Source organism: Arthrobacter sp. 210 2 (genome assembly GCF_059093025.1).
Map to the genome: position 1 here is coordinate 705747 of NZ_JBNHIE010000001.1, position 13368 is coordinate 719114.

Genomic DNA, 13368 nt, shown 5'->3' on the forward strand with positions numbered 1-13368 from the left:
TTTCGTTGCGTGACAAGTTCCCCGTTTCGCCGTAGCTTTGCGGCATCAGCATTGGGGGACCGCCGCATGGACGTTCTTGATGAAATCATGGCTCCGTTCCAGTGGCTTGTGTCCGTCACCATGGTCGGTATCCACGACGGGCTGAGCGCGGCCGGCATGCCGGCAGCCAGCGGCTGGACCTGGACGCTGTCCATCATCGGGCTGGTGCTGCTGATCCGCGCGGCGCTGATTCCCGTGTTCTTGAAGCAGCTCGATGCCCAGCGCCGGATGCGGCTCCTGCAGCCGGACCTGAAGAAGCTGCAGGAAAAATACCAGGGCAAAACGGACCCGCTGTCCCGCCAGGCAATGGCGCAGGAGCAGATGGCGCTGTACCGGGAGCACGGGACCAACCCGTTTTCGGCCTGCCTTCCCGTGCTGGTCCAGGTCCCGTTCTTCCTGGGACTGTTCCAGGTCCTCTCCGGCATCAGTACACGGGCGCGGCAGGGGGATGGGATCGGGGCGATGAACGCCGGCCACGTGGTGCAGTTTGACCAATCCAGCATCTTCGGGGCGTCCTTGACCGCGTCGGTGCTTCATGGCGGTGCCGGCGACCCGGCCGCCGTTGTGCTGCTGACCGTCCTGATGATCCTGGTGATGGTCGCTGCGCAGTTTTTGACGCAACGAAGGATCATAGCCCGGACGGCGGTCCCGGGGGCTCCTGAAAGCCCCTTTGTGAAGCAGCAAAAGATGCTGCTTTACGCGCTGCCCGTCGTCTTCGCTGTGGGCGGCGTCCTGTTTCCCATCGGTGTCCTGGTCTACTGGACGGTCACCAATCTCTGGACCATGGTGCAGCAGTTCCTCGTCAGTGACCGGCAGGCGGGGCAGAATGGGGCGCATGGCTGAGCTCATCTACACCGGCATCGCCTCCCTGGACGGCTACGTCGCAGACAGCAGCGGCAACTTCGACTGGAGCGCCCCGGATGAGGAAGTGCACGCCTTCGTCAACGATCTGGAACGCGAGGTCACCACGTACCTGCTGGGGCGGCGCATGTACGAGGTCATGGCCGTCTGGGAAACCCTTGGCGGCAGCGACGATCCGCACGTGATCCAGGACTACGCCCGCATCTGGCGGGCCGCGGACAAGATCGTCTACTCGGAAACCCTGGACGCGCCGCCGGCTCCGAGGACGAGGATCGAGCGCTCCTTCGATGCCGGTGTGGTCCGGAACCTGAAGGAGAGCACGGAAGGCAGCATCGGCATCGGCGGGTCCACCCTGGCCGCCGCCGCGCTCCGGGCCGGGCTGATGGACGAGTGCCGGATCTTCCTCAACCCGGTATCGGTGGGCGGGGGCCTGCGGTTCCTGCCCGACGGCCTGAACATCCGGCTGGAACTCATGGATGAGCGCACATTCCGGAACGGCGTGGTCTACCTGCGCTACCGCTGCCTGGCTTGAGGGGCAGAATGGGTCCATGACCCGAATCGCAATCATCGGCGGCCACGGCAAAGTGGCCCTCCACCTTTCGACCCTCCTTGCGGAAGAAGGCCACAGCGTCACCTCGTTCATCCGCAACCCGGACCATGCGTCCGATGTCGCGGAAACCGGTGCATCGCCGTCGGTCCTCGACATTGAAAATGCCACGACGGCGGACATCGCCGCTGCGCTGCAGGGCCACGACGCCGTGGTGTGGTCCGCCGGTGCCGGCGGCGGCAACCCTTCGCGGACCTATGCCGTGGACAGGGACGCGGCCATCCGGTCGATGGACGCCGCAGCGCAGGCCGGAGTGAACCGCTACGTGATGGTGTCCTACCTCGGGGCGCGCAAGGACCATGGGGTGCCGGAGAGCAACGGCTTTTTTGCCTACGCCGAGGCGAAAGCCGCGGCTGATGAGTACCTGCGCGCGACAGACCTCGCGTGGACAATCCTGGGGCCGGGCACCCTGACCGATAAACCCGGCACGGGCATGATCAAGGTCAACCCCTCTGCGGGGGAGGACGGACGGGGAACGTCGCGCAGCAACACGGCCATCGTGGCCGCAGCCGTGCTGGACCTGCCGGAGACGGCGGGCCGGACGATCGAGTTCTGCGACGGCTCGCTGCCGGTTGCTGCCGCCCTGGAGTCGCTTAGCTGACCGTTGTGGACAGCTCCAGGTCGAGGGAATTCTTCTCAACGTAGTCCAGCGCCGCGCGGACCGCACCAACAGTCACCATGGCGTCGCCCAGCGGGGAGACGGCGATGCGCGGGGGAGTGGCCGTGAATTCCGGCAGCCGTGCGGCGATAGGGTCCAGCAGCACACCGGCCGAGTTGGCCACCGCGCCGCCGATGACCACAAGCTCCGGGTTGTACATGGTGGCCACGGTGCCAATGACGCGGGCCATCCTGTCTGCCAGGCGCTCCAGGATGTCCTGTGCCACGGCATCGCCGGATGCCGCTGCGGCGAAGACGTGTTCTGCCTCGGCGCCATCGCGGGCGTGGGTGCGCAGGGACGTCCTGGCCGGGCCGGCCACGGCTTCCGCTGCCCAGGTCCGCGCTAGGTGGGCGATGCCATAGGTGTCGCCCACACCCTGCACCAGGTCCAGGAAGGCCAGCTCGCCGGCGCTGCCGCGGCTGCCGTGCAGCAGCCGGCCGCCGTCGATAACCCCGGAGCCCAGGCGTTCGCTGGCAAGGATGACCACCACATCATCCACGCCGGCGGCCGCGCCCAGCCAGCGGTCCCCGAGCGCCGCCAGGTTGGCGTCGTTCTCCAGCAGCACGGTCCAGCCCCGCAGCTCCTTCAGGGACGCCCGCAGGTCGATATCGAACAGGCCCCAGAATTTCTGCGTTGCGAGGACGTCGCCGTGCCGGTCCACGGGGGCGGCAACACCTGCGCAGACAGCGAGGACTTCCGCCGGCCCGGCAGCAGCGCTTTCCAGCGCCGTCATGGCCACCTGGTCGATAAAGCTGATGCGCTGGACGGCAGTAAGGTCGGCGACATCAAAACGCCGGCTCAACCTGGCCACGGTCTTGCCCCGCAAGTCCGCAACAACCGCCGTCACCTTGGAATAGCCGATGTCCAGGCCCAGGACCACGCCGGCCCGGTGGTTCAGTTCAAACCTGCGGGCCGGCCGCCCCTTCTGGTAGTCCCCGAAGGCCCGCTGGTTTTCCAGCTCGCGGATCCACCCTCGGTCCTTCAGGTCCTCGCACACGGAAATGGCGGTTGCCCTCGTCAGGCCGGTCGCGTCCATGACCTCCGTAACCGTCACCGCGCCGGAGAGGCGCATGAACTCCAGCACGGCGCCGGCACTGACCCGCCGCAGCAGGCTGGGAGTGGCAAGAGGCATTTCAGGCATGCTGTTGACCTTTCTGCGGACCACACCAGATAATATTCGAGGAAGTAAATTTAGAGTCAAAATAAATATACGCCGAACCAGAAGAAAAGGATCACCCCTTGTCCACCACTGCCACCCTGGCAACCCTGTCCGACTCCGACCGTCCGGCCGATCCCAACTGGTGGCGCCAGGCGTCCGTCTACCAGATCTATCCGCGCAGCTTCGCCGATTCGAACGGTGACGGCATCGGCGACCTGAAAGGCATCACGTCCAAGGTCCCGTACCTGAAGTCGCTGGGCATCGACGCCATGTGGCTGAGCCCCTTCTACCCGTCAGCGCTCGCCGACGGCGGCTACGACGTTGACGATTACCGCGATGTGGATCCCAAGCTCGGTACCCTGGACGACTTCGACGAGATGGCCAAGGCCCTGCACGACGCCGGCATCAAGCTGATCGCGGACATCGTGCCCAACCACTCCTCGGACCGGCACAAGTGGTTCCAGGAAGCCCTCGCGTCCCCTAAGGGTTCCCCGGCCCGCGACCGCTACATCTTCCGTGACGGCAAGGGCCCCAACGGTGAGTTCCCGCCGTCGGACTGGGACTCGGTGTTCGGCGGACCGGCGTGGGAGCGCATCACCGAGCCGGACGGCACCCCCGGCCAGTGGTACCTGCACATTTTCGCCAAGGAGCAGCCGGACCTGAACTGGTCCAACCGGGAGATCCGGGACGACTTCCTCAAGACCCTGCGCTTCTGGTCGGACCGCGGCGTGGACGGCTTCCGCGTGGACGTGGCCCACGCCCTCACCAAGGACCTCACGGAGCCGCTGCTCTCCAAGCTCGAACTGAGTGCAGCCAACACCGGCGTGGACGGGTTCGACGACGGCACCCACCCGTTCTGGGACCGCGACGAAGTCCACGAAATCTACGCCGAATGGCGCGAGGTGTTCAACGAATACAACCCGCCCCGCACGGCCGTCGCGGAAGCCTGGGTCCACGCCACCCGGCGCGCCCGCTACGCCAGCCCGCAGGGCCTGGGCCAGGCCTTCAACTTCGACCTGCTGCAGGCCGATTTCGATGCCGCCGAATACCAGGAGATCATCACCCGCAACCTCGCAGAAGCGGCCGCGACCGGCGCCTCGTCCACCTGGGTGTTCTCCAACCACGACGTTGTCCGCCACGCCACCCGCTACGGGTTGCCTCAGGTGTCCAAGGGCAAGGGGCACACCAAGGGCCAGGACGGCAAGGACTGGCTGCTCGCCGGCGGACCCGCAGAGGAGCTGGACGTGGAGCTGGGCGAACGCCGGGCCCGCGCGGCCACGCTCCTGATGCTCGCCGTCCCGGGATCCGCGTACCTGTACCAGGGCGAGGAGCTCGGGCTGCAGGAAGTGGCGGACATCCCGGAATCGGAGCGCCAGGACCCGTCCTTCTTCCGCAACAAGGGAGTGGAAATTGGCCGCGACGGCTGCCGCGTGCCGCTGCCCTGGAAGGTGGAAGGAACCTCCTTCGGGTTCGGCGAGGGCGGCTCGCACCTGCCCCAGCCGGACTGGTTCAGAAAGTACGCGGTCGAGGCACAGGACGGGACGGAAGGCTCCACCCTGGAGCTGTACCGCACCGCGCTGAAGCTGCGCCATGAACTGCAGACGGACGAGGAACTCGAATGGGTCGAGGCCGGCAACCCGGAGGTCCTGCACTTCCGCCGCCCCAACGGCTGGCAGTCAGTGACCAACTTCGGGGACACCGCCGTCGACCTTCCTGCCGGAACCGTGCTGGTCAGCAGTGCCCCGCTCGAGGACGGCAAGCTGCCGGCCAACACCACCGCGTGGCTGCGCTGATGCGGGAAGTCATCCGTTGCAGGAGCTGATTTACGGCTGCATGGGCCTGGGCGGCAGCTGGTCCGACGAGCCGCATGGGAGCAGCCATGTGGATGAGGCCGCTGCCGCCGTCCAGGCCGCCCGGGACGCCGGCATCACGCTTTTCGACCATGCGGACATCTACCGCAGCGGCAAGTCCGAGGCGGTCTTCGGCGAAGTGCTGGCCGGCACTCCGGGGCTGCGGGACCGGATCAGGCTCCAGACCAAATGCGGAATCCGGCTGAACGAGCGGGGCCTGCAGACCCACTATGACCTGAGCCGTGACGCCATCCTGGAGCGGGTCAACGGGAGCCTGGAACGGCTGCGGACGGACTACGTGGACATCCTCCTGCTGCACCGCCCGGATCCCCTCGCGGACCCGGCGGAGGTGGCGTCCGCCGTCGGGCAGCTCATGGCTGAAGGCAAGGTCCGGCAGCTGGGTGTGTCCAACATGTCCGGCGCGCAGATCGAGGTGCTGCAGGACCGGCTGGAGACGCCCGTGGTGGCAAACCAGCTGGAGATGAGCCTGCTCAAGCGGGCCTGGCTGGAAAGCCAGGTGCTGGTCAACCATCCCGAGCACCTGGACTACAGCTTTCCGCACGGCACGCTGGAGTACTGCACCCGCAACTCCATTACCCTGCAGGCGTACGGCTCGCTGGCCCGCGGGCTCTATACCGGCGCGGAACCGGAGAGCCCCACCTCGGCGGAGTCCGCCACCTCCGAGTTGGTGGCCCGGCTGGCGGGGGAGCATGGCACCTCCGGGGAGGCCGTGCTGCTCGGCTGGCTGATGAAGCACCCGGCGGGCATCGCCCCGGTGATCGGGACGGTCAACCCGGCGCGCATCCGTGCCTGTGCCGACGCTTCCCGGGTGGCCCGGGAGCTGACGCGCGCCGACTGGTACCGGCTCTGGGTGACGGCGCGGGGCAGCAACATCCCCTGACCTCCCCAACCGGGTGGCAGCACGTGTCGTTATGGAACCCCATAACGACACTTGCCGCTACCTGCCTTTCATCAGGATTGAGTCATATGGGGTTTAGTTCGTATTGAACCTCACATGCCGGCCGTTTTCTTCGACGTGCTGCTTGCCGGGCGGATACGGTAGATACATGACGTCTACCATCGCCGCCGAAACTGTACGGCCCGAACGCAATATCCCCGCAGAGATTGCCCGCTCCTGGCTCCTGGTCAATGCCATGAAGCCCGAGCTCTTCGACCAGTCGGCAGTCTCCCGCGCCGACTCGATCATCCTGGATATTGAAGATGCCGTGGACCCGTCGCAGAAGGACCAGGCGCGCAACAACGTGGTGGACTGGCTCACGGCCGGCGGCAAGGCCTGGGTCCGCATCAACGATGCCACCAGCCGCTTCTGGGCTGATGACCTCGCCGGCCTGCGCGGCACGCCCGGGCTCCTGGGCGTCATGCTCGCCAAGACCGAATCAGCGGACCAGGTGACCGAGAGCTTCCACCGCATGGACGGCAAGACCCCCGTCATCCCGCTGGTGGAATCCGCCCTGGGCATCGAGGAAGCCAACCACATCGCCAAGGCCCAGGGCGCCTTCCGCCTGGCCTTCGGCTCCGGCGACTTCCGCCGCGACACCGGCATGGCCGCCACCGCCGAGGCCATGGCCTACCCCCGCGCCAAGCTTGTCGTCGCCAGCCGCGTCGGCAACCTGCCGGGCCCCATCGACGGTCCCACCGTCGGCACCAACCACCCCATCCTGCGCGAGCAGACCGGCATCACGGTGATGATGGGCATGACCGGCAAGCTCTGCCTGGCCATCGACCAGACCCCCGTCATCAACGAGGTCATCAGCCCCACGCCGTCCGACGTCGCCTGGGCCACCGACTTCATGGCCGACTTCGAAGCCAACGGCCGCGTCATCCGCGACGGCTCCGACCTGCCCCGCCTGGGCCGCGCCGAAAAGATCATGAAGCTCGCGGTAGCCTTCGGCGTGCAGCCGGCGCTGTAGCCGCCCCGCTTTCCACTCCAGGAGACCCCGTGACCGATACCCGCTATCTGGTCCACGGGGTCTTTTGGGATGGGCCGCCGGCTTCCGCAACGGAGTACGACGGCGGCGCCCCGGTTCTGCGCCTTCAGTCACCTTCCGGGAACTTCCGGCAGCTCAGCCTCCACCCGGGTGCCCGGCTCGGCTTCCACGTCGTTGAGCACGGCAGGTCCTGCCTGGGCCACCTTCGCGTCCACTCGTCCACGCGCCGTGACCATATCCTGTGTACGGCCGGCGCCCCGGCGGCCAGGGGCAAGCAGTGCGAACGCTGCTTCACGCTCGACGAGTCCCGGCTGATCCACGACTTTCACCGCGGCGGCCGCGTCACCCCCGGCTTGCGGGACTACCTGATGCAGGAGCACTGGCTGTATGTGGCCACCTTCGCCGGCGGCAGCAGCAAGGTGGGAACGGCGTCCGGGCCCCGGAAATGGCACCGGCTCGCAGAGCAGGGCGCCGTGACGGCCAGGTACGTGGCCAGGGCACAGGACGGCCGCGTGGTGCGGATCCTGGAGGACCTGGTGACGGCCGAAGCCGGGCTGGCGCAGCAGGTGCGGTCCGCCGCGAAGTCGGAGGCGCTGCTGCAGCCGCTCGCCCCAGCCGAACTGGACGCCCTCAACGCCCGGCATGCCGGCGGGGTCCGCGGCCTGCTGGCGCGCGCCGCCGTCGAGGGCTTTGCCGTTGTGGACGAGCAGTGGGTGCGTCCGGCACAGGCCTCCCGCCTTTGCGTCCCCGCGGCCCGCCACGCCTACCCGTATCCGCTGGACAGCGGGCGGCACGGCTTTCATATTGCGGCGCTCAGCGGACCCAACGCGCTGGCCCGGCTGGACGGGACCGACGCTGAGTTCGTGGTGAACCTGGGCCAACTGGCGGCACGCACCATCGTCCTGGGGGACTTCGCTTCGGACGTGCCGGCCGTGCAGGAAGCCCTGTTCTAGGCAGCCGCTAAACTGGGACGGTGCTGAACGAATTCTGGGCCACCGCGCCAACCCGCTACAAAGTCCTGGTCTTCAGCGCGATGGGCTTGATCGCCGTCGGCATCATCCTGAACCTGGTGGGCAACACCAGCGGCAATCAGGGACTGGCCACCGCGTCGCTGCCGCTGATCGGGCTGGGCCTGCTCCTGCACATCGCCGGCATTGTGGTCCGCGGCCAGGCCATCCGCAAGAACCTGCGCCGGTAGCTGTTTCTACCCGGTTTTCTGCCCCCTGACAGGCGGGCGATAGGGTTGAAGCCATGACTATCAATCCGGATCTGCAGGGCCGAAGCTACCCTGCCGCAGAGGTGTACGACGTTGGCCGCGAGAAAATCCGCGAGTTCGCCCGTGCCGTCAAAGCCACCCACCCTGCACACTTCGACGTGGATGCAGCCAAGGCCCTGGGCCACAGCGACCTGGTGGCCCCGCCCACCTTCGCGATCATCATCGCCCAGCGCGCGGACGCGCAGCTCATCGAGGATCCGGAAGCCGGCATCGACTTCTCCCGCGTGGTCCACGCGGACCAGCGCTTCACCCACCACCGGCCCATCGTCGCCGGCGACCGGCTCGTGGCCGAACTGCACGTGGACGGCGTCAGGGCCATGGGCGGCGGCGCGATGATCACCACGCGCTCCGAAATCTTTGCCCTGGCGGCCGACGATTCCAAAGAACCGGTCACCACCACCACGTCATCCATCCTGGTCCGCGGAGAGGGACAGTAGCCATGAGCCCCAGTTTCACCGAACTCAGCGCCGGCCAGGAGATCGGCAGCCGCACCATCGAGGTCACCAGGACGGACCTGGTCAAGTACGCCGGTGCCTCCGGCGACTTCAACCCCATTCACTGGAACGAGGCCTTCGCCACCGGCGTGGAACTGCCCGGCGTCATCGCCCACGGCATGTTCACCATGGGCTCGGCCGTCCAGCTGGTCACCGACTGGGCCGGTGACCCGGCCGCCGTCGTCGACTTCCAGACCCGCTTCACCAAGCCGGTCCTGGTCACGGACACCACCGGGACCGAAGAACCGGGGGCCACTATCGAGGTCAGCGGCACCATCGGAAAGCTCGACGCCGATGCCGGCACCGCCCGCGTTGACCTCACCGTGGTCTCGGCCGGGCAAAAAGTCCTGATGAAGGCCCAGGCCGTCGTCAAGCTTTCCTGAGCGCCCCTTGACCTCACGGGCAACAACAGGGGCCACCACCGCCGAGGTGACGCATTGGCGCAACGCCGTGGTGGTGGCCTACGCTGCCAGCGGCCTGGCGTTTGCCTCATGGGTCTCCCGGCTGCCGGCCATCCGTGACGCGCTGGACCTCACCCCGGGCAACATCGGGGTCCTCCTGCTGTGCATGACCCTGGGATCGTTTGCCTCCGTCTCCGCGTCCGGGCTGATCGTGCTTCGGCTGGGATCCAAGAGGACCATCAGGACCGGCAGCATCCTGGTGGGGACCGGCCTTCTGCTGGCCGGGCTTGGCACCTCGGTCCTGTCCAGCCCTGTGGCAACCGCTATCGGGCTGGCCGTCATCGGACTGGGGACCGGCAGCTGGAACACGGCGTCCAACGTCGAGGGCGCCTCGGTGGAGCGGGCCGTTGGCCGGCACATCATGCCCCGGCTGCACGGCGCCTTCAGCCTGGGGACAGTAGCCGGGGCAGGACTGGGTGCGGGAGCCGCCGCGCTGTCCGTGCCCGTGTCCTGGCATTTGGGCGCAGCCGGGGTGGTGGTCGCCGTCTCGGTGGCAACGGCGGCAGCCTGGTTCCGCGCGGACGTCACCCCCGTGGCAGGGGAGCGGACCTACGCCCCGGACAACTTCGAGGATCCCACCACCGGCCCCATCCCCGTCATTCCGGCAGGCGCTGGCCCGGAAGACGCTCCGCTGGACAACAAACGCAAGATCGCCCAGGCCTGGCGGGACCGGCGGACCCTGCTCCTGGGCGTGCTGGTGCTGGGCCTCGCCCTGGCGGAAGGCGCGGCGGGGGACTGGGTGGCACTGGCCCTGGCTGACGGTCACGGGCAAACCGACGCCGCTGGCGCTGCCGGTTATGGCCTCTTCGTCACGTTCATGACCATCGGGCGCTTTGCCGGGACCCTGGTCCTGGACCGCTTCGGCCGGGTGCCGGTGATGCGCTGGTGCGCCGCCCTCGCCGTGTTCGGGCTCGGCGTTTTTGTCTTCGCGCCGGTTCCCTGGCTGGCTTTTGCCGGGCTGGCGGTGTGGGGCCTGGGAGCGTCCCTCGGTTTCCCCGTAGGTATGTCCGCTGCGGCGGACGATCCCGCCAAGGCCGCCGCCCGGGTGTCGGTGGTTTCCACTATCGGGTACGGGGCGTTCCTCTGCGGGCCGCCGCTGCTGGGCCTGCTCGCCGAGCACGTGGGCATCCTGCATTCCCTGCTGGCCGTGATGGTGATGCTGGTGGTGAGCTTCCTGCTCTCGCCGGTGGCCCGGAAGCTTGCCTGACTTTCCCTAGTATTGTGGTCTGGTGACTCCCACCCTGCTCTCCTCCCTGACCACGTCCGCCGTCGGAGGCCCTGCCGGCTCCTTCATCGAGGCGCGCACCGAGGCCGAAATCATCGACGCCGTCCGCACGGCCGATGCGGCAGGCGAACAGGTCCTGATCATCAGCGGCGGGTCCAACCTCCTGATTTCCGACGACGGGTTCCCCGGGACCGTCGTGAAAATCGCCTCCGAAGGATTCACCGTGAATGCGGAGGACTCCTGCGGCGGTGTGGCCGTGGTGGTCCAGGCGGGCCACAACTGGGACAAGCTGGTTGAGCATGCGGTGCTGCACGCCTGGGCCGGGATTGAAGCGCTGGCCGGCATCCCGGGTTCCACCGGTGCCACACCCGTGCAGAACGTTGGTGCCTATGGTGCCGATGTTTCCCAGACCATCGCCGCGGTGCGTACCTGGGACCGCGAGCGGAATGCTGTAAAAACCTTCACCAACTCCGAGCTCAAGTTCGGGTACCGGGATTCCATCCTCAAGCAGACCACCGTCAACGGCTCGCCCCGCTACGTGGTGCTGACCGTGGAGTTCCAGCTTCCCCTGGGCCGGATGAGTGCCCCCATCCGCTATGCGGAGCTGGCACGGTCGCTGGGTGTGGAGCCCGGAAAACGCGCCTACGCCAACGACGTGCGCCGCGAGGTCTTGAGGCTGCGCGCCTCCAAAGGCATGGTGTGGGATTCCGCGGACAGGGACACCTACTCCACGGGCTCGTTCTTCACCAACCCCATCGTTCCGGCCGAGGTGGCCGAGGCGCTGCCGGAGTCCGCGCCGCGGTACCCGGCGGGTGCTGACGGGCTGGTGAAGCTCTCCGCAGCCTGGCTGATTGACCAGGCCGGCTTCGCCAAGGGCTTTGGCCTGGCAGCGGACAGTGTGTCCGGGGGACGGGCCTCGCTGTCCACCAAGCACACGCTCGCCATCACCAACCGCGGCTCAGCCAGCGCCGCGGACGTGGTGGCCGTTGCACGCGAGGTGCGTGCCGGCGTCGTACGCCGCTTTGGCATCGAGCTGCATCCGGAACCGCTGCTTATCGGCCTGCAGCTGTAGCCTCCAGCGGCTTGTCCGGGGCTTCCTTGTGCCGCAGGACCTCGGCTGCTCCCATGAGGGCCGAGGCCCATCCGGTGAGGACCAGGTAGATCCCCATGAAAAGCCAGACCAGCAGCCCGGGCGCCAGGGGATCCGATGCACCCGAAAGGATGCAGGTCACCAGGCCCGCCACGGCGACGGCCAGTGACAGGACCCAGAGGATCTGGCCTGCACGGGGGTGCCGGCGCCAGTCCCGGTGGATACGGACGCCGCCGGGGCTGACACCGATGCCGGGGAACAATACGGCATATCCGCCGCCCAGGCTCAGCGCGAGCGAGGGGAGCAGCAGCTGGGGCTCGGACTGGCCGCTGTCCAAAAACGCCGCGAGGGAGAGCAGGCCCACCGCGGTTCCTGCCAGGACGCAGACGGTCCCGCCGATCATCCATGTTCTGGTTTTACGCGCGAGCAACTGCCACAAACTCCCCAAAGTCATGCTCCTACCCTAACCGCCGTTTTGCGGACCCCGCCCCGACCCTAGGATGAAGGGCATGGCTGCACAGGTGGGAAAGCGTGTTGACCGCAAGGTGTTGGGCAGGCTGCGCCTGGCCTCGCAGGGGCTGCTTGGTGCGGGGGAACGGCCGGACTCGGCAGGCGGCGTGGTGCGCTGGATGACGGCGATGCAGGCGCAGGACCTGCAGGCGGCCCTGTGGGCGGTGGGCGTGCGGCTCACCGGTTCCGGTGTCAGCGACGTGCGGGCTGCCATCAATGCGGGGACGATCGTGCGTTCCTGGCCGATGCGGGGCACGCTGCACCTGGTGGCACCGGAGGACCTGCGCTGGATGCTGGAGCTGACTGCGGACCGCCTTACCAAGGGCATCGCCGCCCGGCACCGCGAACTGGGAATCACGTGGGCCGACGTTGAGAAGTGCCGTGACATCGCCCTGGCCGCGATCTCCACTGAAGGCCCGGTCAGCCGCAATGGTCTGTTCAAGGTGTTCGACGACGGCGGGCAGCCCACCCAGGGGCAGCGGGGCATCCACATCCTGGGAACGCTGTGCCGGCACGGGTGGCTGGTGCAGGGACCGCTGGCCGGGAACCAGCAGCTGATCGTGGCCTTCGACGACTGGATTCCCGATTCGCGCCGTCTTAACCGGGCGGAGGCTGTCGCGGAATTCCTGCTCCGCTACTTCCGGAGCCACGGCCCGGCGACTGTCCGTGACTTCGCCTGGTGGACGCAGATTCCGCTGACCGAGGTCCGGGCTGCTCTTGAAATGATCCGGGGCGGGCTGGTGGAACTCGAGTTCGAGGGTGCCAGCTACTGGATGTCGCATGAGACGGCGGGTCTGCTGGATACCGGCGTCCCGGGCTCGCGCTCGGTCCTGCTGCTGCCCGGTTTCGACGAGTTCCTGCTCGGGTACACGGACCGGAGCCTGGTCCTCCCGCCGGAGCATGCCAACAAGATCGTTCCGGGCGGGAACGGCGTGTTCAAGAAAACCCTGGTGGCCGGGGGAGAGGTGGTTGGCACCTGGGCCGTCGAGGGCAAAGGCCAGCGCGCCGCCGTCGTACCCCAACTCTTTGACCCGTCCCGGCCGCTCGGCCCGGCAGCCCAGGCTGCCTTCGCCAAAGCCGCCCAGCGCTACCTGGAGTTCCTCAACTCCTGATCGCACGCCGCAACGCAAGAGCTCACCAACGCAAAACCGGCTCTGCCCCGCACAAGCGGTGCTGTCCAGCGCCGGTT

The 13368-nt window shown here is 67.7% G+C and carries 15 protein-coding genes; 13 read left to right on the top strand and 2 right to left on the bottom strand.

The window, feature by feature from the left end; translation table 11 throughout:
* Nucleotides 1-66: 66 nt before the first annotated feature.
* Genes yidC through AC5RWA_RS03345 form a run of 3 tightly spaced genes read left to right on the top strand, consistent with a single transcriptional unit; the run spans nt 67 to nt 2108 of the window.
* Complete coding sequence (gene yidC / locus AC5RWA_RS03335) at nt 67-882, top strand: membrane protein insertase YidC (RefSeq protein WP_494056556.1); 816 nt, start codon at nt 67-69, stop codon at nt 880-882.
* Nucleotides 875-1432 (top strand): dihydrofolate reductase family protein, encoded by a 558-nt coding sequence (locus AC5RWA_RS03340; RefSeq protein ID WP_494056557.1) that lies wholly within the window; start codon nt 875-877, stop codon nt 1430-1432. Before yidC ends, AC5RWA_RS03340 begins: the two co-directional genes overlap by 8 nt.
* Nucleotides 1433-1448: 16 nt before the next feature.
* Nucleotides 1449-2108, top strand: coding sequence for an SDR family oxidoreductase (locus tag AC5RWA_RS03345; RefSeq protein ID WP_494056558.1), 660 nt, complete (start codon nt 1449-1451; stop codon nt 2106-2108).
* Here AC5RWA_RS03345 and AC5RWA_RS03350 read toward each other — a convergent pair.
* Nucleotides 2101-3306 carry an ROK family protein gene (locus tag AC5RWA_RS03350; RefSeq protein WP_494056559.1) on the bottom strand — a complete coding sequence of 402 codons (1206 nt, stop codon included), beginning with the start codon at nt 3304-3306 and terminating at the stop codon, nt 2101-2103. The genes AC5RWA_RS03345 and AC5RWA_RS03350 overlap by 8 nt on opposite strands.
* Before the next feature lie 98 nt (nt 3307-3404).
* Between AC5RWA_RS03350 and AC5RWA_RS03355 the strand changes: the two genes are divergently transcribed.
* The 9 genes from AC5RWA_RS03355 to AC5RWA_RS03395 all read left to right on the top strand — a co-directional run bounded on the left by AC5RWA_RS03355 (nt 3405) and on the right by AC5RWA_RS03395 (nt 11651).
* Complete coding sequence (locus AC5RWA_RS03355) at nt 3405-5117, top strand: glycoside hydrolase family 13 protein (RefSeq protein WP_494056560.1); 1713 nt, start codon at nt 3405-3407, stop codon at nt 5115-5117.
* Between the two features lie 16 nt (nt 5118-5133).
* Nucleotides 5134-6075 (top strand): aldo/keto reductase, encoded by a 942-nt coding sequence (locus tag AC5RWA_RS03360; RefSeq protein ID WP_494056561.1) that lies wholly within the window; start codon nt 5134-5136, stop codon nt 6073-6075.
* A 166-nt stretch (nt 6076-6241) separates the two neighbouring features.
* Nucleotides 6242-7105 carry an HpcH/HpaI aldolase/citrate lyase family protein gene (locus AC5RWA_RS03365; protein ID WP_079596621.1) on the top strand — a complete coding sequence of 288 codons (864 nt, stop codon included), beginning with the start codon at nt 6242-6244 and terminating at the stop codon, nt 7103-7105.
* Nucleotides 7106-7134: 29 nt separating this feature from the next.
* Nucleotides 7135-8076 carry a DUF2797 domain-containing protein gene (locus AC5RWA_RS03370; RefSeq protein WP_494056562.1) on the top strand — a complete coding sequence of 314 codons (942 nt, stop codon included), beginning with the start codon at nt 7135-7137 and terminating at the stop codon, nt 8074-8076.
* 20 nt (nt 8077-8096) lie between these two features.
* Nucleotides 8097-8321 carry a DUF3188 domain-containing protein gene (locus AC5RWA_RS03375; RefSeq protein WP_275727684.1) on the top strand — a complete coding sequence of 75 codons (225 nt, stop codon included), beginning with the start codon at nt 8097-8099 and terminating at the stop codon, nt 8319-8321.
* Nucleotides 8322-8374: 53 nt separating this feature from the next.
* A complete protein-coding gene (locus tag AC5RWA_RS03380) occupies nt 8375-8836 on the top strand; it encodes an FAS1-like dehydratase domain-containing protein (protein ID WP_494056563.1) in 462 nt (153 codons plus the stop codon).
* Nucleotides 8837-8838: 2 nt separating this feature from the next.
* Complete coding sequence (locus AC5RWA_RS03385; protein ID WP_494056564.1) at nt 8839-9276, top strand: MaoC family dehydratase; 438 nt, start codon at nt 8839-8841, stop codon at nt 9274-9276.
* 7 nt (nt 9277-9283) lie between these two features.
* Entirely contained in the window at nt 9284-10561 is a 1278-nt protein-coding gene (locus AC5RWA_RS03390; protein ID WP_494056565.1) for an MFS transporter, read from the top strand.
* A gap of 22 nt (nt 10562-10583) precedes the next feature.
* On the top strand, nt 10584-11651 hold the full coding sequence (locus AC5RWA_RS03395) for a UDP-N-acetylmuramate dehydrogenase (RefSeq protein ID WP_494056566.1): 1068 nt from the start codon (nt 10584-10586) through the stop codon (nt 11649-11651).
* Here the strand turns inward: AC5RWA_RS03395 and AC5RWA_RS03400 are convergent.
* The gene (locus AC5RWA_RS03400) at nt 11632-12123 is read right to left on the bottom strand and encodes a hypothetical protein (protein ID WP_494056567.1); all 492 of its coding nucleotides are present in this window, start codon (nt 12121-12123) and stop codon (nt 11632-11634) included. The two genes, AC5RWA_RS03395 and AC5RWA_RS03400, sit on opposite strands and share 20 nt — an antisense overlap.
* A gap of 55 nt (nt 12124-12178) precedes the next feature.
* Here AC5RWA_RS03400 and AC5RWA_RS03405 point away from each other — a divergent pair, with 55 nt between their 5' ends.
* Nucleotides 12179-13291 carry a winged helix DNA-binding domain-containing protein gene (locus AC5RWA_RS03405; RefSeq protein ID WP_494056568.1) on the top strand — a complete coding sequence of 371 codons (1113 nt, stop codon included), beginning with the start codon at nt 12179-12181 and terminating at the stop codon, nt 13289-13291.
* Nucleotides 13292-13368 lie beyond the last annotated feature (77 nt).

What these genes read in the sequence shown, in the direction of transcription:
- yidC (WP_494056556.1), top strand. Translation starts at nt 67, where the DNA reads ATGGACGTTCTTGATGAAATCATGGCTCCGTTCCAGTGGCTTGTGTCC.
- AC5RWA_RS03340 (WP_494056557.1), top strand. Translation starts at nt 875, where the DNA reads ATGGCTGAGCTCATCTACACCGGCATCGCCTCCCTGGACGGCTACGTC.
- AC5RWA_RS03345 (WP_494056558.1), top strand. Translation starts at nt 1,449, where the DNA reads ATGACCCGAATCGCAATCATCGGCGGCCACGGCAAAGTGGCCCTCCAC.
- AC5RWA_RS03350 (WP_494056559.1), bottom strand. Translation starts at nt 3,306, where the DNA reads ATGCCTGAAATGCCTCTTGCCACTCCCAGCCTGCTGCGGCGGGTCAGT.
- AC5RWA_RS03365 (WP_079596621.1), top strand. Translation starts at nt 6,242, where the DNA reads ATGACGTCTACCATCGCCGCCGAAACTGTACGGCCCGAACGCAATATC.
- AC5RWA_RS03380 (WP_494056563.1), top strand. Translation starts at nt 8,375, where the DNA reads ATGACTATCAATCCGGATCTGCAGGGCCGAAGCTACCCTGCCGCAGAG.
- AC5RWA_RS03385 (WP_494056564.1), top strand. Translation starts at nt 8,839, where the DNA reads ATGAGCCCCAGTTTCACCGAACTCAGCGCCGGCCAGGAGATCGGCAGC.
- AC5RWA_RS03400 (WP_494056567.1), bottom strand. Translation starts at nt 12,123, where the DNA reads ATGACTTTGGGGAGTTTGTGGCAGTTGCTCGCGCGTAAAACCAGAACA.
- AC5RWA_RS03405 (WP_494056568.1), top strand. Translation starts at nt 12,179, where the DNA reads ATGGCTGCACAGGTGGGAAAGCGTGTTGACCGCAAGGTGTTGGGCAGG.